A 19235-nucleotide genomic window follows, 5' to 3' on the forward strand; every position below is an offset into this window, starting at 1 on the left:
TGAGCTCGTCGTTCCGGGGCGCCGCGCAGCGGCGAACCCGGAATCTCGAATTGACGGATAGGAATTCCGGGTTCGCTCGCTCGCGCGAGCGCCCCGGAATGACGCGAGATTTAGAGCGCGCGCTTGAGCTGCTCGACGAGATCGGTCTTCTCCCAGGAGAAGCCGCCTTCATTGTCCGGCGTGCGGCCGAAATGGCCGTAGGCCGAGGTGCGGGCGTAGATCGGGCGGTTGAGATCGAGATGGGTGCGTATGCCGCGCGGCGTCAGATCCATCACCTGCGCCGCCGCCTTCTCGAGCTGGTCCTCCGGCACCTTACCGGTGCCGTGGGTGTCGATGTAGATCGACAGCGGACGCGCCACGCCGATCGCGTAGGCGAGCTGCAGCGTGCAGCGATCGGCGAGACCGGCCGCGACGATGTTCTTGGCGACGTAGCGCGCGGCATAGGCCGCCGAGCGGTCGACCTTGGTCGGATCCTTGCCGGAGAACGCGCCGCCGCCATGCGGGGCCGCGCCGCCATAGGTGTCGACGATGATCTTGCGGCCGGTCAGCCCGGAGTCGCCGTCCGGACCGCCGATGAAGAACTTGCCGGTCGGGTTGATGTGCCAGATCGTCTTGCCGTTGATCCAGTCCTTCGGCAGCGCCTCACGGACATAGGGCTCGACGATGTCGCGAACCTGGTTCGACGTCAGGTCCTCGACCAGATGCTGGTGCGACACCACGATCTCGCGGACGCCGACCGGCTTGCCGTTCTCGTACTGCACCGTGACCTGGCTCTTGGAATCGGGGCCCAGCACCTTCTCGCGGCCGGAGTGACGCGCTTCGGAGATCAGCCGCAGGATCTTGTGGGCGTAGAAGATCGGCGCCGGCATCAGGTCCGGCGTCTCGTTGGTGGCGTAGCCGAACATGATGCCCTGGTCGCCGGCACCCTCTTCCTGGTTGGAGGGCTGCTTGCCGTCGACGCCCTGGGCGATGTCGGCCGACTGCGGATGCAGCAGGATCTCGACGTCGCAGGTCTTCCAGTGGAAGCCTTCCTGTTCGTAGCCGATGTCCTTGATCGCGCCGCGGACGATGCTCTCGATGTGGTCGTTGGTGACCGAGCTAGGGCCGCGGGTTTCGCCGGCGATCACCACCTTGTTGGTCGTCGCGAGCGTCTCGCAAGCCGCGCGGATCTGCCAGGGGTCGATGCCCGCCTTGGGCCCCTCGCGGTAGAACAGGTCGACGATCTCGTCCGAAATGCGATCGCAGACCTTGTCCGGATGACCTTCCGAGACCGACTCGCTGGTGAACAGATAAGACGCGCGCATCAAGCAAACCCCTTGTTTCGTCGGACGCCGACGTTCGTTGGTGAATATGTCCCCGGAATGTCAGTCTCGTCGTCGCGAGATGACGTAGGATTCGTCGTAAAACCACAGCCCGTTGTGTTTGCGGAGAACTTCGCGCGTGGCCTCGAGAGCTCGTCCGTTTTCGGTCGTTTCGGTCAACCGGTCATCTTCGATCTGCGCGACATACACTGCCGCATTCCACGCTGCAAAGGCCGTCGAGGTTCCGATCGAGCCGGTCACCTCATTGGGCAGCGCTTCCATATCATATCGGAAAATCGAACGGTTATCGGCGTAAGCGCTGAAGTTCAGCTCGCGGCCGGCCGCCCCCAACTCGTATTTCACCGCGCGCAGTATCTCATGACGGCTGACGGCGAAAGGATTTTCTCCGGGCCAAACGGCTTGAATGATTTCAAGCCCGGGATCGCCTCCATGGGAGTGGATTCCTATCAGCCGCCCGCCGCCGCGCAACGCCCGGGCCAGCGGGGCGATGATCCGCTTGGCGCGGAAATTCACAGAGGATTTCGCCCGGTAGGGCTGGGAGGCGATCACAAGGTCGAAATTGGCCTCGGTCCGGCCGGCCCGGGGGATGATCGAATCGAGCATGAACCGGTGATCGTCCCGGTACAGCACCAAGGCAACGGGGCGCTCGTAAATCGGCATGGCGGTCCGGGGGCTGACCATGGCCCGCCAGTTCTGCTCGAGAAACGGGCCGAGTTCCGCGATCTGGGCCTCGAACTCGCCCGAGGACGCCCCGCGCAGGGGAACCTCGTGCCAGATCATGCTCGCGGCGGCGGTGTTCGACCGCGGCGTGAGCCACGGCGCCTCCGCGTAGTACATGTTGGTGAAGACGAACACGCTCGCCGGATGCTCGAACAGGCGATCAGGCACCTTGTCCAGGGTAAGGCGGACGTCCTCGAGGCTCAGCTCCTTGCCGGCAACGTAGAAGGGCATGTGGGGGAAGCGGCCGTGCATCGCCCGCAGCACCCGTGCCAGCACCGTGCCGTCGCCCATGCCTGCGTCAAACACCCGCAGCGCCGGCGGCCGCGGATGGATCGCGGACAATTCCAGCGCGACCCGGTCGGCGATCACCCGCTTCTCGCTGCAGGTGTGGACGAACAGCAGGTATCTCTGGCGGTTCTCGAAGAAGCGGAAATTGCCCCGCGGATCGCGCTTCTCCGGCGGCACGACCAGGCCGCGCGGCGGCGCTACGCCGCCCGGCGTGGAGGTGGCGATGAAGGCGTTGATGCGGTCGAGCGTATCGATGGTGATGCGCTTGCCCTCGCGCAACCGGTGCACCAGCTTGCCGTCGTTGACGGCCCGGCGGCCGAACGTCGTCTCCGCCATGTCGGAACGACGGCAGAAGTCCGTGATCTGGCCGAGGATTTCGTCGTTCTTCATGGAGCCAGGGCTGTGGGCCGGCAGTTGGGACGATGGTGGGCAGAAATAGAGCGTAATTGTCCTCTAGCACGTTTGGCCCACCGTTTGAACCCCTATCTGTGCGCCGGTCACCAAACATGCGTGAACCGCCTCGCCATGGCCCGTCATGCCCCCGCCAAGCTGGATGACCGATGCGCCGCCTGCTCCTGATCCTCGCCCTCTTCGCCGCCGCGCTGTGGTCGGCGCCCTGCCTCGCCCAGGCCCGCTCGCAGCTCGGACCGCTCTGCACCACCGAGACTACGCCCGCAGAGCAGATGATCGACGCCTGCAGCAAGATCATCGCGCTGAAGGTGTTTTCCGGCGAGAGGCTTGCGACCATCTATTTCTGGCGCGCAGTCGGCTGGAATAAGAAGGGCAACTATCCGCAGGTGATCGCCGACGCCACCGAGGCGATCCGCCTCAAGCCCAACGTCGCGATCTACAATTTGCGCGGTTCGGCCTATTACGACAATGGCGAATACGACATCGCAATCGCCGACTTCAACGACGCGCTGCGGATGGGGCCGCCGAGCGGCATCATCTTCCATAATCGCGGCAACGCCTGGCGCGCCAAGGGCGATTGCGCTCGAGCGATCGCCGACTATGACGCCGCGATCAAGGCCGGGCCGAAATCGGCCTTCTCCTATCAGAACCGCGGCATTTGCAGGCAGGCGCTGGGCGACCTCGACGGCGCGCTGGCAGATGTCAACGAGGCAATCAGGATCGACCCGTCGCTGCCGCAGCCCCTGACCAACCGTGCGGTGATCTGGCGCGCCAAGGGCGACGCCGACCGCGCCATCGCAGACACCACGGAGGCAATCCGGCTTGCGAAAACGAAAGAGCCCGCCAACATCATGACGCCGCCGGGCAGTGTCTTGATCTCGGCCTACACCCAGCGCGGCCTCACCTATGAGGCAAAGGACGATCCCGAGCACGCCAAGCAGGATTACGCCGCGGCCCTCGAAGGCCAGGCGTCGGATGCGGGCAGTAAGGCCAATCAGGCCACCGCCAAGGTGCGGCTGTCATTGCTGCAGGAAGCGGCCGCCGCGCCACGCAAGGCCGCCGCGGCGCCGGCCGCCGAGACGAGCTCCGCCACTGCACCTGCCGTGCCCGCGGCGCAGGCCGCAGCAACCGGCCGGCGCGTCGCGCTGGTGATCGGCAACGGCGCCTACGTCCATGTGAAGGCGCTGCCCAATCCCCCCAATGACGCGCGCGCGATCGCCAAGAGCCTGCGCGAGATCGGCTTCACCGTCTCCGAAGGCCTCGATCTCGATCGCGACGCGATGCAGAAGACGATCCACGACTTCCTGCGCGAGGCGGCGCGGTCGCAGGTCGCCGTGGTCTACTACGCCGGTCATGGCGTGCAGGTCGACGGCCGCAACTATCTCGTGCCGGTCGACATCGAGTTCCGGGCAGGCGGCCGCATGGCCGACGCGATGGTCGACATGGATACGATCATGGCCGGGCTCGACGACCAGATCCGCACCAACATCCTGATCCTCGATGCCTGCCGCAACAATCCGATGGCGCCGCAGGTTGCGTCTGCAGGCCCGAGTCGCAGCATCGCGGGAGGATCCGGCCTTGCCGCACCTGCCTCGCTTGGATCTGGCTCGACGCTCGGCGCCGGCACGCTGATCGCGTTCGCGACCGCGCCGGGCCAGGTCGCACTCGACGGCGAAGGCGCCAACAGCCCGTTCTCGGCGGCGCTGTCGCGCCACATCGGCACGCCCGGCCTCGAGGTGCAGCAGATGTTGACGCGGGTCCGCGCCGAGGTCGTCGCCGCGACCAAGGGCAAGCAGGTGCCGTGGTCGAACTCCTCGCTGCTCGGCGAGGTCTATCTGGCGGAGAAATGATGCAGGTCCTCGTCACGTCATTGCGAGCGAAGCGAAGCAGTCCATCGCTCCTCATATGCGGAAGGATGGATTGCTTCGTCGCTTCGCTCCTCGCAATGACGACGGAGGCGCGTTTACTTTCCCCACACCTCGTTCGCGACCTCGACGGCGAGCCGCAGCTTGGCCCACTGCTCTTCCTCGGAGAGGATGTTGCCTTCCTCGGTCGAGGCGAAGCCACATTGCGGCGACACCGCGAGTTGCTCGAGCGGAGCGAACTTCGCCGCCTCCTCCAGCCGCCGCTTGATGTCGTCCTTCTTCTCGAGCTCGCCGAACTTCGAGGTGATGACGCCGACCACCACGACCTTGTTGCCCTTCGGCAGGAAGCGCAGCGGCTCGAAGCCGCCGGCACGGTCGGAATCATATTCGAGGAAATAGCCGTCGTAGTTGGTGCCGGCGAGCATGGTCTCGGCGACCGGCTCGTAGCCGCCGGACGAAATCCAGGTCGAACGGAAATTGCCGCGGCAGACATGGGTGGTAATCACCATGTCCGATGGACGATCGGCGATCGCGTAGTTGATGACGCGGGCATAGATCTCCTGCAGGCCATCGGGATTGTCGCCGCGATCACGCGACTTCTGCAATTCCTCCTGCGAGCACAGGTACGCCCACACCGTGTCGTCGAATTGCAGGTAGCGACAGCCGGCGTCGTAGAACGCCTTCACCGCCTTGCGGTAGGTCTTGCCGAGGTCGTGGAAGAACTCTTCGAGATCGGGGTAGACCTCCTTCGAGATCAGCTTGCGGCCGCCGCGGAAGTGCAGCACCGCCGGCGACGGGATCGTCATCTTCGGCGTGACGTGCGCCTGGTCGGCGTATTTCTTCAGGAACCTGAAGTGATCGAGCATCGGGTGATGATCGGAGAAGTCGAGCTTGCCGATCACCCTGATGGCGTCGTGCCGGGTCTGCACGCCCGCGAACTGGATGCCCGTTTCCGGGTGGAACAGCTCGCAGCCCGTCAGGTGGCTGAGGAAATCGAAATGCCACCAGGAGCGGCGGAACTCACCGTCGGTCGCGAGCTTCAACCCGATCGAGGCCTGCTTATGCACGACCTTCTCGATCTCCATGTCCTCGACCTTGCGCAGCTCGTCGGCCGAGATCTCGCCCTTTTCCCGCTTGGCGCGGGCCTCCTTGATCTTTGGCGGACGCAACAGGCTGCCGACCTCGTCGGCGCGGAACGGAGGCTTGGTTCGCTGCATGGTCAACTCCCGGACGCTTCTAATGTGCTTTGGCCCCGGAGACGCCGAGGTGGCGCTCAAGGACGGAGGGATCGGCTTTCAGCGCGCTGCTCGCGGCGTCGTGCACGATCGTGCCGCGTTCCAATATCACAACGCGGTCGGCGAGCCCCAGAATCTTTTGCGCATTCTGCTCGACGATGATCGAGCAGATGCCGCCCGAGCGCGTGATGGTTCCGATCGCCTTTAACAATTCCTCAACGATGATCGGCGCGAGGCCCTCGGTCGGCTCGTCGAGCAGCAGCACCTTCGGGTTCAGCGTCAGCGCGCGACCGATCGCGAGCATCTGCTGCTCGCCGCCGGAGAGCTGGTTGCCGAAATTGCCGCGGCGCTCCTTCAGCCGCGGAAACATCTCGTACACCCGCTCGACGGTCCACGGCCCAGGCTGCGCCACCGCCGTCATGTTCTCTTCCACCGTCAGCGAGCGGAAGATGTTGCGCTCCTGCGGCACCCAGCCGATGCCGGCGCGGGCGCGCTGGTCCGGCCGCAGCGCCGTGATGTCATGGCCTGCGAGCGACACGCTGCCGCCGAAGCGGCGGGTGATGCCGACGATCGAATTGATCAGCGTGGTCTTGCCAGTGCCGTTGCGGCCGAGCAGCGCCAACACCTGGCCTTGCGCGAGGGTCAGCGACATGCCCGGCAGCACCACCGCCTCGCCATATCCGGCACGCAGGCTCTGGACGGAAAGAAGATCAGGCATCGGCCGCCTCGCCGAGATAGACCGCCCTCACGTGCGGATCGCGCGCGACCTCGTCGGGCGCACCTTCGGTGAGCAGCCCGCCATTGACCAGCACCGAGATGCGGTCGGCGAAAGAGAACACCAGGTCCATATCGTGCTCGATCAGCAGCACGGTGACGTCGCGCGGCAGCGCCGCGACCGCCGCCAGGATGTCGTGGCGCTCGCTCTCGGGCACGCCGGCGGCCGGCTCGTCGAGCAGCAGCACCCGCGGCTTGGCGGCGATCGCCACCGCGATCTCAAGCAGGCGCTGCTTGCCATAGGGCAACGTCGAGGTGAGCTCGGTCATCACGTCGAGCAGGTGGAAGCGCGACAGGATCTCGGTGATCTCGGCATTGACGTCGTCGCGCGTGCCCATCCGCCGCCACCAATCGCCGCCGCGGCCCATCCGTTCGGAGACGGCAAGCCCGATGGTTTCGAGCGGGGTGAGGTCGGCATAGAGCTGGTTGATCTGGAAGGTGCGCGACAGGCCACGCAGCACGCGCCTGTGCACGGAGAGAGCGGTGATGTCGCTACCTTCGAGCAGGATGCGTCCGCTGTTCGGCCTCAGCACTCCGGTGAGCTGATTGATTACGGTGGTCTTGCCGGCGCCGTTCGGACCGATCAGAGCGTGGCGGGCGCCGCGCATCACCTTCAGCGACAGATCGCGGGTGACGCGGAGCCCGCCGAACGATTTTTCCAGGCCGCGAGTTTCGAGCGCGATCGTCATGACGCGTCAGTCTCGGGAACCGCGACGACGGCCTTGCGGCCGGCGAACTGGCGGATGATCAGGTTCGGCACGAACAGCACCCAGCGGTGGAGGCGCGCGCGGCCGACCATCACGATCACGACCAGCACGAGACCGATCCAGAACAACCAGTATTGCGGGGTGATGCCCTGGAAGAACTCCTGCAGCATCTTGAACACGACGGCGCCGATCAGGCCGCCATAGAGATAGCCAGTGCCGCCGATCACTAGCACCAGCATCAGATCGGCGGAGCGCTCGAAGGCGAACACGTCGAGCGAAGCGAGCGCCGTGGTCTGGGTGAACAGCGCGCCGGCAATCCCGGCATAGAACGCAGCGAGCGTATAGACCGCGATCAAGCGACGGTTGACCGGCACGCCGATCGCCGCCGCGCGCAGCGGATTGTTCCTGATCGCGCGCAGCGACAGGCCGAACGGCGAATGCACGATGCGTCGGGCCAGCAGGAACAGGATAAACAGCACGATCAGCGAATAGAAAAACCCGGTCTTGCCGAACATGTCGAAGGCGAACAGCCCGAGGATCGGCTGCATCTCGATGCCCTGCAGCCCGTCGGTGCCGCCGGTGATGTCGGAGAAGCGCTCGGCGAGCGCTTCCAGCAGCAGCGCGATCCCGAGCGTCACCATCAGCCGGGTCAGGTCAACGCCGCGGATGACCAGGAAGCTGGTCAGGAAACCCAGCACCGCCGCAACGAGGCCGGCCGCGACGAGCGCGATGACGGGCTCGTTGATGATGCCGTGCAGCGCCAGCAATCCGGCCGAATAGGCGCCGACGCCGAAGAAGGCCGCATGCCCGAGCGACACGATGCCGGCGTAACCGAGGATGAGGTCGAGCGACAGCGCGAACAGCCCGAGCCGCACGATGTCGGTCATGATCAGATAGCGCGACGGGAACAGGAAGGCGCAGCCCAGCGCCAGAACCCAGAAGACCACCTCGCTGATCCGCCAGCGCGCGCCGGCGACTGCCTGAGAGGAAACGTCTGTCAGCGCGGTCATGGCGGCCTCACCGCGCAGCGGTACGGCCGAACAGGCCGTTGGGACGCCAGATCAGGATCACGATCATCACCGTGTAGATCACGAACGGCCCCATCTTCGGCACGTAATACTTGCCGGCGACATCTGCGATGCCGAGCAGCAGCGAGGCCAGGAACGGCCCGGTGATGCTGGAAGAGCCGCCCACCGTCACGACGATCAGGAAGTAGATCATGAATTTCAGCGGAAAATAGGGATCGAGCCCGAGGATCTCCGCGCTCAATGCGCCGCCGAGCCCGGCAAGTCCGCAGCCGAAAGCGAAGGTGAAGGCAAATACCTGCGGCACGTTGATGCCGAGCCCGATCGCGGCGCGCGGATCATCGACCGCAGCGCGCAGGCGGCTGCCGAACCGCGTCCTGGACAGGATCAGCTGCAGCGCGAGCGTCAGCAGACCGCAGATCACGACGATCATCAGCCGGTAGCGGCCGATCCCGACGCCGAACAGATCAAACTGCCCTTCCAGCGCCGCCGGCAGCTTGATGAAGACCCGCGACGATCCCATGATGTAGTCGACCGCAGCAACCGACATGAACACCAGGCCGATCGAAAACAGCACCTGGTCGAGATGGCTGCGCACGTAGAGATGGCGGTACAGCGCGCGCTCCAGCACAGCGCCAATCGCGGCGCTGGCGACGAAAGCGAGCGGCAGCGCGGCAAAGAACGGCCAGCCGGAATTGTTCACCAGCACGGCGCAAACGTACCCGCCGGCCATGGCGAAGGCGCCATGCGCGAGATTGACGAAGTTCATCAACCCGAGCGTCACCGCGAGCCCGCAGGCGAGCACAAACAACAGCATGCCGTAGGCGACGCCGTCGAACAGGTTGGTGAGGACAGAAGCCATGGAGAGCCGGACAGAGCCTGATGCCAATTCGTCGTTCCGGGGCAGCGTGCTTGCGCTGAACCCGGAATCTTCTTCAATAATTTTGAGATCCCGGGTTCGCGCTAAGCGCGCCCCGGGATGACGCGCTTTCGCGCGTCACTTCTTCGTCTTGCCGGAATCCTTGACGGCTTCGAAGGTCGCGAACTCGACGTTGTAGAGTTCGCCGTCGACCTTTTCGACCTTGCGGATATAAACGTTCTGCACGATGTCGCGGGTTTCCGGATCGATCGAGATCGGGCCGCGCGGGCTTTCCCACTTCATGCCCTTCATCGCCTCGACCAGCTTGTCGCCACTGGCGTCGCCGCCCGTCTTCTTCAGCGCTTCATAGATCAGGTGGATGCCGTCATAGCCGCCCACCGCCATGAAGCCCGGGCGGTTGCCAAACGCCTTCTTGTAGGCGACGACGAAATCCTTGTTCTTCTGCGAGGGGTGCGCCGCCGAATAGATATGCGCGGTCACCACGCCGAGTGCGGCATCGCCCATGTTATTGAGCAGGTCGTCGTCCATGACGTCGCCGGGGCCGATCACCCTGATGCCGCTCTTGTCGAGGCCACGCTCGGCATACTGCTTCATGAAGTTGCCGCCCTGACCCGCCGGAACGAACACGAACATCGCGTCGGGCTTGGAATCCTTCATGCGCTGCAGGAACGGCGCGAAGTCGGGATTGACCAGCGGAACCTTGACCTCCTCGACGATCTCGCCGCCGCCGGCAGTGAAATGCTGCTTGAAGAAGGTCAGCGCGTCATTGCCCGGCGCGTAATCGGAAGTAAGCGTCGCGACCTTCTTGATGCCGTTCTTAGCCGCCCAGTCGCCGATGATGGTGGAGGACTGCGCCAGCGTGAAGCTGGTGCGTACGATGTAGGGCGAGCGCTCGGTGATGATGGAGGTGCCGGCCGCCATGACGATTTCCGGAATCTTCGCCTGCGTCGCCAGCGGCGCCGCGGCAAGCGCGGCGGGCGTCACGCCGAAGCCGGCAATGATGTTGACCTTGTCGTTGACGATCAGCTCCTGCGCCAGACGCTTGGTGTTATCTGGCATCGCGGCGTCATCCTTCAGGATGATTTCGACCTTCTTGCCGGCGACGGTGTCGCCGTTCTGCTGCATATAGAGCTTGATGGCATTGTCGATCTGCTTGCCGGTCGAAGCCTGACCGCCGGTCATGGGCACGATCAGGCCGATCTTCACGGTGTCTTCGGCCCGCGCCGGCGCGGCGACGCACAACCACGGGAGGGCGGCCCCCGTGGCGGCCCACAGCAACATCCTGCGGCGATTGAAATTGACCATGAGCGTCCTCTCCCCCTTCTTGTGCGCCGAACCGAGTCCCCGGTTCTTTCTCGCCTTACCATACGCATGGCGGCCAAGCCGCAACGCGACATGGCGTCTTCCGCTGCCCTATTGTCAATCGGACGATGGGCGAGTGTCGGGCGCTGCGGGTTCGGCAAGCTCGTCGGTATCTAATTACCAAAACCACCACACGAAACTCAATGCCACACGGCCCGCGCGATCATAGATTCGCAGGCCAAGATGGCCTCGCGATTTGGACGGTCGTACAAAGAGAATGACGCTGTCAACAAAGAAGCACAATTGCGGACGAAGCGTCGCGCCTCGGATCCATCATCCTTAAAGACAAGAATTGTACCCTTCCGACATGCCGAACTGCATCCGCCCTGTCCTCATTATGATCGCCCTCGTGCTCACAGCCTCCGCGCTCAGCGGGTGCAGCTCGATCAACGAGAAAGTGGCGGCCGGCGTCGGCGATTATCTTCCAGCCTGGGCTGGCGGCCTGCCCGCCGACGCTCCGCCCCGCCCGGGGACCGCCAAATACGACGAGTTCATGAAGGAGCGCGAGCGCAAGCGCCTGATGCCCGCGGCTGAGCGCGGCGACGATCCTAAGGCAGCATCGACGCCGTCTCCGACGTCACAGAACGCAGCGCACTAGTCGACGAACACCACGGTCTTGCGCCCATTGAGAATGACGCGGTCGGCCAAATGGTAGCGGATTGCGCGCGCCAGCACGCGGCGCTCGATATCGCGCCCCTTGCGGACGAGATCCTCGGGTGTGTCGCGGTGGCTGATCCGCTCGACGTCCTGGTCGATGATCGGCCCCTCGTCGAGATCGCTGGTGACATAATGCGCGGTGGCGCCGATCAGCTTCACGCCGCGTTCGTGCGCCTGATGGTAGGGCTTGGCGCCCTTGAAACCCGGCAGGAACGAATGATGAATGTTGATGCAACGGCCTGACAGCCGCGCGGACATCTCGTCCGACAGGATTTGCATGTAGCGCGCCAACACCACGAGATCGGTCTGGGTGTCTTGCGCGAGCTTCCACACCGCGTCTTCCTGCTGGCGCTTGGTTTCCCTTGTCACCGGCAGGTAATGGAAGGGAATATCGCCGAAATCGAGCGAGCCATAGGTCTCGCGCGGATGGTTGGAGACAATCGCCGTCGGGATCATCTCGAGCTCGCCGGTGCGCCAGCGGTAGAGGATATCGACCAGACAGTGATCGGACTTGGAGACGAGTAACATAACGCGGCGGCGGCTGGCGCGGTCGCGCATCTGCCATTCCATGCTGAAGCGTTCGGCGATCGCGGCAAAGCCGGTCTGCAGCGCCGCCAGTTCGACCGCAAGGTCCGCCGCGGTGAACACCACGCGCATGAAGAACTTGCCCGTCTCGATATCGTCGAACTGCTGGGCGTCCAGGATATTCTGCCCGTTATGGGCCAGGAAGGTCGACACCGCGGAGACGATTCCCGGGCGATCCGGACAGGACAGGGTCAGAACGAATTGATGGTCGGGCATGCCAATTGACCAGAACTTGAGCAGGAGCGTAGAGCGACGATTTCCGGCCCTCGTCTATCACCGCCTGTAGCCTTGCGCCAATCCCGTGGCGGGGTTCAAAATCGAACAAAAGACTGCAACGTTTGTTAGAGCATCATCATGGCTGACCGGCTGAACGGCTACCGAATCCTGATCCTCGAGACCCGCGAGGAAGCACAGTTTTCCCGCCTGCTCACCGAGCAGGGCGCGGATGTGCTGCAATGCCCGATGTTCACCATCCATGATGCACCTGATCCAGCGCCCATCGAGGCCTGGATCCGCCGCGCGATCGAACGGCCGCTCGACGACCTCGTGCTGATGACCGGTGAGGGATTGCGTCGCCTGATGAAGGTCGTTCGCCGGATCGGGGTCGAGGCGGAGTTCGTCAGCAGCCTCGCCGGGACGCGCAAGTTTGCCCGCGGCCCCAAACCCGGCCGAGCCCTGCGCGAAATCGGGCTGGAGCCCCAGATGACGACGGAAAAGCCGACATCGGAAGGTGTCGCCGAGATGCTGTCGAAGCTCGACCTCAACGGCCATCGTGTTGGCCTGCAGCTCTATCCGGACAAGGATCACGCCATGTTGATCGGCACGATCAACGCGCAGGGCGCCGACATCGATACCGTCCTGCCCTACGTTTACGACGCGCGTGCCGCCGACGCCAACATCGTCGCCGCGATCGATGAGATGGCACAGGGCCGCATCGACGCCATCGCGCTGACGAGTTCGGGGCAGGTACGCCGCCTGATGGACGTGGCGCAGGCGCACAATTGCGAGGCACAGTTGCGCGATGGTCTGAAACAGACGCCGATCGCCTCCGTCGGCCCCGTCGTATCCGACGAGTTGAAGGCCTATGGCCTGCGCACGGACATCTATCCGGCCAACGACGCGTTCTTCATGAGGCCGCTGATCTCGGCGATGGCAACCGCGCTGTCGAAGAATCCTCCGCGGGCGGCGAAGCAGTGACCATAATCGTCATTGCGAGCGCAAGCGAAGCAATCCACCTCTCCGCGCGGCGGAAGAATGGATTGCTGCGTCGCTCGCGCTCCTCGCAATGACGATGTGGAACGGCCTAGCGACTATTCCGCCGCCTGTTTCGTCTCGTTCAGATAGGCCTGGTACGCGAGCTTGATGCCGTCATCGAGCGAGGTGGTGGCGCGCCAGCCGAGCTTGGCCAGGCGGCTGACATCGAGCAGCTTGCGCGGTGTGCCGTCCGGGCGCGACGTGTCGAAGCTGATCTCACCGCGATAGCCGACGGCAGCCGCGACCACGCGGGCAAATTCGGCAATGCTGATGTCCTCGCCGGTGCCTATATTGACCAGTTCGGGAGAGGAATAGGTCTTCATCAGGTGGATGCAGGCGTCGGCGAGATCGTCGACATAGAGGAATTCGCGCCGCGGCGTGCCGGTCCCCCACACCACGACGCTGGTCGCACCCGACAGTTTGGCCTCGTGGAAGCGGCGGACCAGGGCGGCGACGACGTGGCTGTATTCCGGATGATAATTGTCGCCGGGGCCGTAGAGATTGGTCGGCATCACGCTGATGAAATCGGAGCCGTATTGGCTGCGATAGGTCTCCGCCATCTTGATGCCGGCGATCTTGGCAATCGCATAAGGCTCGTTGGTCTGCTCCAGCGGTCCGGTCAGCATCGAATCCTCGCGCAGCGGCTGCGGCGCCAGCCGCGGATAGATGCAGGACGAGCCGAAGAACATCAGCTTCTCGCAGCCATTGGCGTGCGCGGCCGGGATCACATTGGTCGAGATCGCCAGATTGTCGTAGAGGAACTCGGCCCGCAGCGTGTTGTTGGCGACGATGCCGCCGACCTTGGCCGCGGCAAGGAACACGGCCTGCGGACGCTTCGCGGCAAACCACGCGTTCACGGCGGCCTGGTCGCGCAGGTCAACCTCGCCGCGCGACACTGTCAGGAGCTCTGCCCCCTCACGCGCGAGCCGGCGTACAAGCGCTGAGCCGACCATGCCGCGATGGCCGGCGACGAAGACCGTCTTGCCCTTCAGTTCATACGGAGTGCTTGCCATTGGCGGCGTCCTGTCTGGCCTCTGCGAGATCGCCGGCGACCATTTCCTTCACCAGCTGCGCGAAGGACGTCTTTGGCTTCCATCCAAGCTTGGCGCGCGCCTTGCTCGAGTCGCCGATCAGCAGATCGACCTCGGTCGGACGGAAATAGGTCGGGTCGACGCGCACCACGGTCCTGCCAGACGTCTTGTCGATCCCGATCTCGTCGACGCCCTTGCCGCGCCATTCGATAGCGCGGCCGACCTCGGCGAATGCCAGCTCGACGAATTCGCGCACCGTGCGGGTCTCGCCGGTCGCCAGCACGAAGTCGCCTGGATTATCCGCCTGCAGGATCATGTGCATCCCCTCGACATAGTCGCGCGCATGGCCCCAGTCGCGCTTGGCCTCAAGGTTGCCGAGATAGATCGTGTTCTCGAGGCCGACCTCGATGCGGGCAACGCCACGCGTGATCTTGCGCGTCACGAAGGTTTCGCCGCGGATCGGGCTCTCGTGATTGAACAGGATGCCGTTGCTGGCGAACATCCCGTAGGCCTCCCGGTAGTTCACCGTGATCCAGTAGCCGTAGAGCTTGGCCACGCCATAGGGCGAACGCGGATAGAATGGGGTGGTTTCCTTTTGCGGCACCTCCTGGACTAGGCCATAAAGTTCCGAGGTCGAGGCCTGGTAGAACCGCGTGTCCTTTTCCATGCCGAGGATTCGGATCGCCTCCAGCAGGCGCAGCACTCCGATCGCATCGGCATTGGCGGTGTATTCCGGACTCTCGAAACTGACCGCGACGTGGCTCTGCGCAGCCAGATTGTAGACCTCGGTCGGCCGGATCTGCTGCATCAGCCTGATCAGATTGGTGGAATCAGTCATGTCGCCGTAGTGCATCAGGAACGGCACGTTGCCGGCGTGCGGGTCCTGGTAGAGGTGGTCGACACGCGCGGTGTTGAACGAGGATGACCGGCGCTTGATCCCGTGCACGGTGTAACCGAGGCCGAGCAGATATTCGGCGAGATACGCGCCATCCTGCCCGGTGACACCGGTGATCAGCGCAACGCGCCGCTTCGAATCCTGAGCTGCCATATTTTCTCCAGAGGGCGCGAAACCGCGCGATCCAAATCGGGTCGGTCTGTAGCATCCGACCCGGCCCAAGTCTAATGTCCAGACCACCCGGAATCAGGGTTTTGGAGCCCCTAAATGGCCCTTTTGCGCCTGGTTGGGATCACTCGCCGTAGTGGCGAAGCCGTTCGAGGTCGATGATGGTCACCCCGCCATATTCAAGCCGGAGCAGCCCTTCCCGCTCCAGCCGCTTCAGGCACTGGTTAGCGTTCTGCCGTGAGATCCCCGACAGCGCCCCGATCTCCTCCTGGGTGATCTCCAGGTGCCGCGTGAGGTCCGGATAGAGAATCGGATTGAACAGCGAGGCGATCGAGCGGGCCAACCGCTCGGTCGCATCCAGCGTGCGGCCATATTCCAGCAGAGCGATGAACTGGCCGAGCCGCTCGTTGAGCTGTCCGACCAGGAAACGGTTGAAGCCAACGCTGTTCTCGAACAGCCAGACGAAGGTCCGGCGGTCCATCATCGCGAGCCGCGTATCCCGCAGCGCGACCACGTCGTAGCGCCGCGCCTCGTTCTTGAGCACGGTGCCCTCGCCGAACCACGCGCCGGCGGTGAGGCCCGCGAAGCTCGCTGCCTTGCCGCGGCGGGACACGATGCCCATGCGTGCCAGCCCGCTGACGATGCCGGTCCAGTACTGGAAATTGTCGCCGCGCATGAAGATGAATTCGTTGGCGCGATAGGACTTCTCGGCGATGCCGGCGCGGGCGATCTCGATTTCCTGCTCGGTCAGTTCGCGCGACCAGGCCGCGATGCGCCTCAGGTAATCAGCAGCAATCATTCGAGCGACGGCGTCCCAACCCCAACCATATTGCACCGCAACAACATCATTTCGATCAGGAACCTGAGGCTTGGAATGCCAGCGAAAATTTCCTGATGAAAAATTTCCTGATGAATTGTCGGGCACATGACAATCCAACCTATCGCTTTCTCGTATTGAGAACCACCTCGCGTAACGCCGCGCGCTCCCTCAAGTGGATCGCCTTTGGCGGGTGGCTCGGGGCTGGGACAAGTGGGTGCGGCGTTACCGCACATGACGCGGGTGACGCGGACGAGCAAGGCTCTCGGACACCCGGCATCATGAGCCGGATGGCCTGCCCGTATCGGCCCATGTAAGATCGAATTGGACTTCGAGCGATAGATAAAGAGCGCGCCAAGCGCCGTATCTGGAGGGAACAGGGTGTCTTACAGTCTAGAGGTGCGCGAGGTCTCGTTGCGCTTTGGCGGCGTCCGGGCGCTGACCGAAGTGAGCTTCGGCGTTAGTGAGGGCGAGCTGTTCTCCATCATAGGCCCGAACGGCGCCGGTAAGACCTCGATCGTCAACTGCATCTCCGGCCGCTACAAGCCCACCGAAGGCCAGTTGTTCTATCGCGGCCAGGACATCACCGGCCTCACCCCGAATGCGCGACCTCGGCTCGGCATCGGCCGCACCTTCCAGAATCTCGCGCTGTTCCACCACATGAGCGTGCTCGACAACATCATGGTCGGCCGCCATCACCTCCTGAAGAACAACTTCATCACGGGACCGCTGTACTGGCTCACCGGCGCGCGCCGCGAGGAGCTGGAGCACCGCCGCAAGGTTGAGGAGATCATCGACTTCCTCGACCTGCAATCGGTGCGCAAGGCGACCGCCGGCACCCTGCCCTACGGCCTGCGCAAGCGGGTCGAGCTCGCGCGTGCGATGGCGCTGGAGCCGCAGCTCATCCTGCTCGACGAGCCGATGGCCGGCATGAACTTCGAAGAGAAGGAAGACATGGCGCGCTACATCGTCGACCTGAACGAAGAGTTCGGCATGACGGTGATGATGATCGAGCACGACATGGGCGTCGTGATGGACATCTCTCACCGCGTCATGGTGCTGGATTTCGGCCGCAAGATCGCCGAAGGCGACCCGGCGACCGTGCTCGCCGATCCTCACGTCAAGCGCGCCTATCTCGGCGAAGAGGACGAGGTGCTGGTCGATCCCGACGACAAGCCGGCGGTGCGGGAGAGCGCGGCATGATGGATTACGCCGGACGCACCGCGCAGGCTGACACCTTTCCCAAAATGCTGCGCCTGAATACGAAGGAACATGGCAACGAGATCGCGCTGCGCGAGAAGGATTTCGGGCTGTGGCGCGAATTCACCTGGAACGACTACCAGACCCGCACCCGTGACTTCGCGCTCGGCATGGTCGAGCTCGGCCTCGGCCGCGGCGACGTGATCGGCATCATCGGCGACAACAGGCCGGACTGGGTTGCCGCCGAGATCGCCAGCCACGCGATCGGCGCGATGAGCCTTGGTCTCTATCGCGACGTGCTGGACGAGGAGGCCGCCTATCTCCTGAGTTACGGCGAGGCGAAGCTCGTGTTTGCCGAGGACGAAGAGCAGGTCGATAAGCTGCTCGGCCTTGCCGACCGGGTGCCCCATCTCAAGCACATCGTCTATTCCGACCCGCGCGGCATGCGCAAATACGACGACCCGCGCTTGATGGAGGCGAGCAAGCTCGCCGCGATGGGACGCGACCGCGCCGCCCGCGAGCCCGGCCTTTACGACGGGCTGGTCGACGCCACCCGCGGCGAGGACGTCGCGATCCTCTGCACGACCTCCGGCACGACGGCGAATCCGAAGCTTGCGATGCTGGCGGCCGGCCGCGTGCTGCGGCATTGCGCGACCTATCTCGCATTCGACCCGAAGGGCCCGGACGACGAATACGTCTCGGTGCTGCCGCTGCCTTGGATCATGGAACAGGTTTACGCGCTCGGCAAAGGTCTGCTCTGCCGGATGAAGGTCAACTTCGTCGAAGAGCCCGACACCATGATGAACGATTTCCGCGAGATCGCGCCGACCTTCGTGCTGTTCGCGCCACGCGTCTGGGAATCAATCGCCGCCGATGTCCGCGCCGGCGTGATGGACGCCTCCCCGCTCAAGCAGCGGCTCTACGACATCGGCATGAAGAGCGGACTCGCGGCGCTCGCCGATAGCAAGCGCTCGATGTTCGCCGACAAGCTGCTGTTCCGTGCGCTGCGCGACCGGCTCGGCTTTACGCGGCTGCGCTCGGCAGCCACCGGCGGCGCGGCGCTCGGGCCCGAGACCTTCAAGTTCTTCCAGGCCATGGGCGTGCCGCTGCGCACGCTCTATGGCCAGACCGAGTTGCTTGGCGCCTACACGCTGCATCCCGAAGGCAAGGTCGATCCCGATACCACCGGCATTCCGATGGCCGGCGACATCGAGATCCGGATCGACAACCCCGACGTCAACGGCGTCGGCGAGATCGTCGTGCGCCACCCCAACATGTTCCTCGGCTACTACAAGAACCCCGAGGCGTCGACGGCCGATATCAAGGACGGCTGGATGCATTCCGGCGATGCCGGCTACTGCAACGATGAGCGGCAGCTCGTCGTGATCGACCGTATCAAGGATCTCGCCGAAACTTCGCGCGGTGAACGCTTTTCGCCGCAATATATCGAAAACAAGCTGAAGTTCTCGCCCTACGTCGCCGAGGCCGTCGTGCTCGGCGCGGGCCGCGACGCGCTCGCCTCCATGATCTGCATCCGCTACTCGATCATCTCGAAATGGGCGGAGAAGAACCGGATCTCGTTTACGACCTATACCGACCTTTCCTCGCGCCCCGAGGTCTATGCGCTGCTGCGGAAGGAAGTCGAGACGGTCAACGCCACGCTGCCACCCGCGCAGCGCATCTCGCGCTTCCTGCTGCTCTACAAGGAGCTCGACGCGGACGACGGCGAACTGACCCGAACCAGAAAAGTCCGCCGCGGCGTCATCAACGAAAAATACGCCGACATCATCGAAGCGATCTATCGCGGCAAGGCCAACATCCCCGTCGACACCGTGATCCGCTTCCAGGACGGCACAACCCAGCGCGTCCGCACTACGCTGCAAGTGGTGGATCTCGGCCACACGGTTGCCGCGGAGGCCGCGGAATGACGCCTTCCATCACGGCACGTTCGATCGTCATGCGCGGGCTTGACCCGCGCATCCATCTCCTTCGCAAAGAGCTGCCTCCCGCGCGATGGATCGCCGGGTCAAGCCCGGCGA

General features: G+C 64.1%; 17 protein-coding genes. 5 read left to right on the forward strand and 12 right to left on the reverse strand.

The annotated features are described in order from the left end of the window. Positions 1–110: 110 nt before the first annotated feature. Both metK and MTX23_RS23610 read right to left on the reverse strand, forming a co-directional pair. The gene (gene metK, locus MTX23_RS23605; protein ID WP_280972583.1) at positions 111–1304 is read right to left on the reverse strand and encodes a methionine adenosyltransferase; all 1194 of its coding nucleotides are present in this window, start codon (positions 1302–1304) and stop codon (positions 111–113) included. 60 nt (positions 1305–1364) lie between these two features. Further along, entirely contained in the window at positions 1365–2720 is a 1356-nt protein-coding gene (locus MTX23_RS23610; RefSeq protein WP_280972584.1) for a hypothetical protein, read from the reverse strand. Between the two features lie 170 nt (positions 2721–2890). On the opposite strand from MTX23_RS23610, the gene MTX23_RS23615 reads away from it, so the two are divergent. Beyond that, entirely contained in the window at positions 2891–4591 is a 1701-nt protein-coding gene (locus MTX23_RS23615) for a caspase family protein (protein ID WP_280972585.1), read from the forward strand. Between the two features lie 113 nt (positions 4592–4704). Here the strand turns inward: MTX23_RS23615 and MTX23_RS23620 are convergent, their stop codons facing one another. The 6 genes from MTX23_RS23620 to MTX23_RS23645 all read right to left on the reverse strand — a co-directional run bounded on the left by MTX23_RS23620 (position 4705) and on the right by MTX23_RS23645 (position 10508). Then, positions 4705–5823, reverse strand: coding sequence for a cobalamin-independent methionine synthase II family protein (locus MTX23_RS23620; protein WP_280972586.1), 1119 nt, complete (start codon positions 5821–5823; stop codon positions 4705–4707). A 19-nt stretch (positions 5824–5842) separates the two neighbouring features. Then, positions 5843–6559 (reverse strand): ABC transporter ATP-binding protein, encoded by a 717-nt coding sequence (locus tag MTX23_RS23625; RefSeq protein ID WP_280972587.1) that lies wholly within the window; start codon positions 6557–6559, stop codon positions 5843–5845. Continuing rightward, entirely contained in the window at positions 6552–7304 is a 753-nt protein-coding gene (locus MTX23_RS23630; protein WP_280972588.1) for an ABC transporter ATP-binding protein, read from the reverse strand. Before MTX23_RS23630 ends, MTX23_RS23625 begins: the two co-directional genes overlap by 8 nt. Next, positions 7301–8332: a branched-chain amino acid ABC transporter permease gene (locus tag MTX23_RS23635; protein ID WP_280972589.1), complete on the reverse strand. Its 1032-nt coding sequence runs from the start codon at positions 8330–8332 to the stop codon at positions 7301–7303. The genes MTX23_RS23630 and MTX23_RS23635 overlap by 4 nt, the downstream gene beginning before the upstream one ends. 7 nt (positions 8333–8339) lie before the next feature. Then, entirely contained in the window at positions 8340–9209 is an 870-nt protein-coding gene (locus MTX23_RS23640) for a branched-chain amino acid ABC transporter permease (RefSeq protein ID WP_280972590.1), read from the reverse strand. A 135-nt stretch (positions 9210–9344) separates the two neighbouring features. Beyond that, positions 9345–10508: an ABC transporter substrate-binding protein gene (locus MTX23_RS23645; protein WP_280978160.1), complete on the reverse strand. Its 1164-nt coding sequence runs from the start codon at positions 10506–10508 to the stop codon at positions 9345–9347. A 388-nt stretch (positions 10509–10896) separates the two neighbouring features. On the opposite strand from MTX23_RS23645, the gene MTX23_RS23650 reads away from it, so the two are divergent. Beyond that, on the forward strand, positions 10897–11187 hold the full coding sequence (locus tag MTX23_RS23650) for a hypothetical protein (RefSeq protein WP_280978161.1): 291 nt from the start codon (positions 10897–10899) through the stop codon (positions 11185–11187). Here MTX23_RS23650 and purU read toward each other — a convergent pair. Beyond that, entirely contained in the window at positions 11184–12047 is an 864-nt protein-coding gene (gene purU, locus MTX23_RS23655) for a formyltetrahydrofolate deformylase (protein WP_280972591.1), read from the reverse strand. The two genes, MTX23_RS23650 and purU, sit on opposite strands and share 4 nt — an antisense overlap. Positions 12048–12185: 138 nt before the next feature. Here purU and MTX23_RS23660 point away from each other — a divergent pair, with 138 nt between their 5' ends. Further along, positions 12186–13028, forward strand: coding sequence for a uroporphyrinogen-III synthase (locus MTX23_RS23660; protein ID WP_280972592.1), 843 nt, complete (start codon positions 12186–12188; stop codon positions 13026–13028). 113 nt (positions 13029–13141) lie between these two features. Here MTX23_RS23660 and MTX23_RS23665 read toward each other — a convergent pair whose 3' ends face one another. From MTX23_RS23665 to MTX23_RS23675, 3 genes are all read right to left on the reverse strand, one after another. Next, a complete protein-coding gene (locus MTX23_RS23665) occupies positions 13142–14098 on the reverse strand; it encodes a GDP-L-fucose synthase (protein WP_280972593.1) in 957 nt (318 codons plus the stop codon). Beyond that, positions 14079–15164 carry a GDP-mannose 4,6-dehydratase gene (gene gmd, locus MTX23_RS23670; protein WP_280972594.1) on the reverse strand — a complete coding sequence of 362 codons (1086 nt, stop codon included), beginning with the start codon at positions 15162–15164 and terminating at the stop codon, positions 14079–14081. Before gmd ends, MTX23_RS23665 begins: the two co-directional genes overlap by 20 nt. 139 nt (positions 15165–15303) lie before the next feature. After that, a complete protein-coding gene (locus MTX23_RS23675) occupies positions 15304–15978 on the reverse strand; it encodes a Crp/Fnr family transcriptional regulator (RefSeq protein ID WP_280972595.1) in 675 nt (224 codons plus the stop codon). Between the two features lie 399 nt (positions 15979–16377). Here MTX23_RS23675 and MTX23_RS23680 point away from each other — a divergent pair, with 399 nt between their 5' ends. Then, entirely contained in the window at positions 16378–17199 is an 822-nt protein-coding gene (locus tag MTX23_RS23680) for an ABC transporter ATP-binding protein (protein ID WP_280972596.1), read from the forward strand. Continuing rightward, positions 17196–19124, forward strand: coding sequence for a long-chain fatty acid--CoA ligase (locus MTX23_RS23685; protein WP_280972597.1), 1929 nt, complete (start codon positions 17196–17198; stop codon positions 19122–19124). Before MTX23_RS23680 ends, MTX23_RS23685 begins: the two co-directional genes overlap by 4 nt. Positions 19125–19235 lie beyond the last annotated feature (111 nt).

This window comes from Bradyrhizobium sp. ISRA436 (genome assembly GCF_029910015.1).
Classification (GTDB): Bacteria; Pseudomonadota; Alphaproteobacteria; order Rhizobiales; family Xanthobacteraceae; genus Bradyrhizobium.

What these genes read in the sequence shown, in the direction of transcription:
- MTX23_RS23665 (WP_280972593.1), bottom strand. Translation starts at nt 14,098, where the DNA reads ATGGCAAGCACTCCGTATGAACTGAAGGGCAAGACGGTCTTCGTCGCC.
- MTX23_RS23660 (WP_280972592.1), top strand. Translation starts at nt 12,186, where the DNA reads ATGGCTGACCGGCTGAACGGCTACCGAATCCTGATCCTCGAGACCCGC.
- MTX23_RS23615 (WP_280972585.1), top strand. Translation starts at nt 2,891, where the DNA reads ATGCGCCGCCTGCTCCTGATCCTCGCCCTCTTCGCCGCCGCGCTGTGG.
- MTX23_RS23640 (WP_280972590.1), bottom strand. Translation starts at nt 9,209, where the DNA reads ATGGCTTCTGTCCTCACCAACCTGTTCGACGGCGTCGCCTACGGCATG.
- MTX23_RS23625 (WP_280972587.1), bottom strand. Translation starts at nt 6,559, where the DNA reads ATGCCTGATCTTCTTTCCGTCCAGAGCCTGCGTGCCGGATATGGCGAG.
- MTX23_RS23630 (WP_280972588.1), bottom strand. Translation starts at nt 7,304, where the DNA reads ATGACGATCGCGCTCGAAACTCGCGGCCTGGAAAAATCGTTCGGCGGG.
- MTX23_RS23610 (WP_280972584.1), bottom strand. Translation starts at nt 2,720, where the DNA reads ATGAAGAACGACGAAATCCTCGGCCAGATCACGGACTTCTGCCGTCGT.
- MTX23_RS23675 (WP_280972595.1), bottom strand. Translation starts at nt 15,978, where the DNA reads ATGATTGCTGCTGATTACCTGAGGCGCATCGCGGCCTGGTCGCGCGAA.
- metK (WP_280972583.1), bottom strand. Translation starts at nt 1,304, where the DNA reads ATGCGCGCGTCTTATCTGTTCACCAGCGAGTCGGTCTCGGAAGGTCAT.
- MTX23_RS23645 (WP_280978160.1), bottom strand. Translation starts at nt 10,508, where the DNA reads ATGTTGCTGTGGGCCGCCACGGGGGCCGCCCTCCCGTGGTTGTGCGTC.
- gmd (WP_280972594.1), bottom strand. Translation starts at nt 15,164, where the DNA reads ATGGCAGCTCAGGATTCGAAGCGGCGCGTTGCGCTGATCACCGGTGTC.
- purU (WP_280972591.1), bottom strand. Translation starts at nt 12,047, where the DNA reads ATGCCCGACCATCAATTCGTTCTGACCCTGTCCTGTCCGGATCGCCCG.
- MTX23_RS23685 (WP_280972597.1), top strand. Translation starts at nt 17,196, where the DNA reads ATGATGGATTACGCCGGACGCACCGCGCAGGCTGACACCTTTCCCAAA.
- MTX23_RS23650 (WP_280978161.1), top strand. Translation starts at nt 10,897, where the DNA reads ATGCCGAACTGCATCCGCCCTGTCCTCATTATGATCGCCCTCGTGCTC.
- MTX23_RS23635 (WP_280972589.1), bottom strand. Translation starts at nt 8,332, where the DNA reads ATGACCGCGCTGACAGACGTTTCCTCTCAGGCAGTCGCCGGCGCGCGC.
- MTX23_RS23620 (WP_280972586.1), bottom strand. Translation starts at nt 5,823, where the DNA reads ATGCAGCGAACCAAGCCTCCGTTCCGCGCCGACGAGGTCGGCAGCCTG.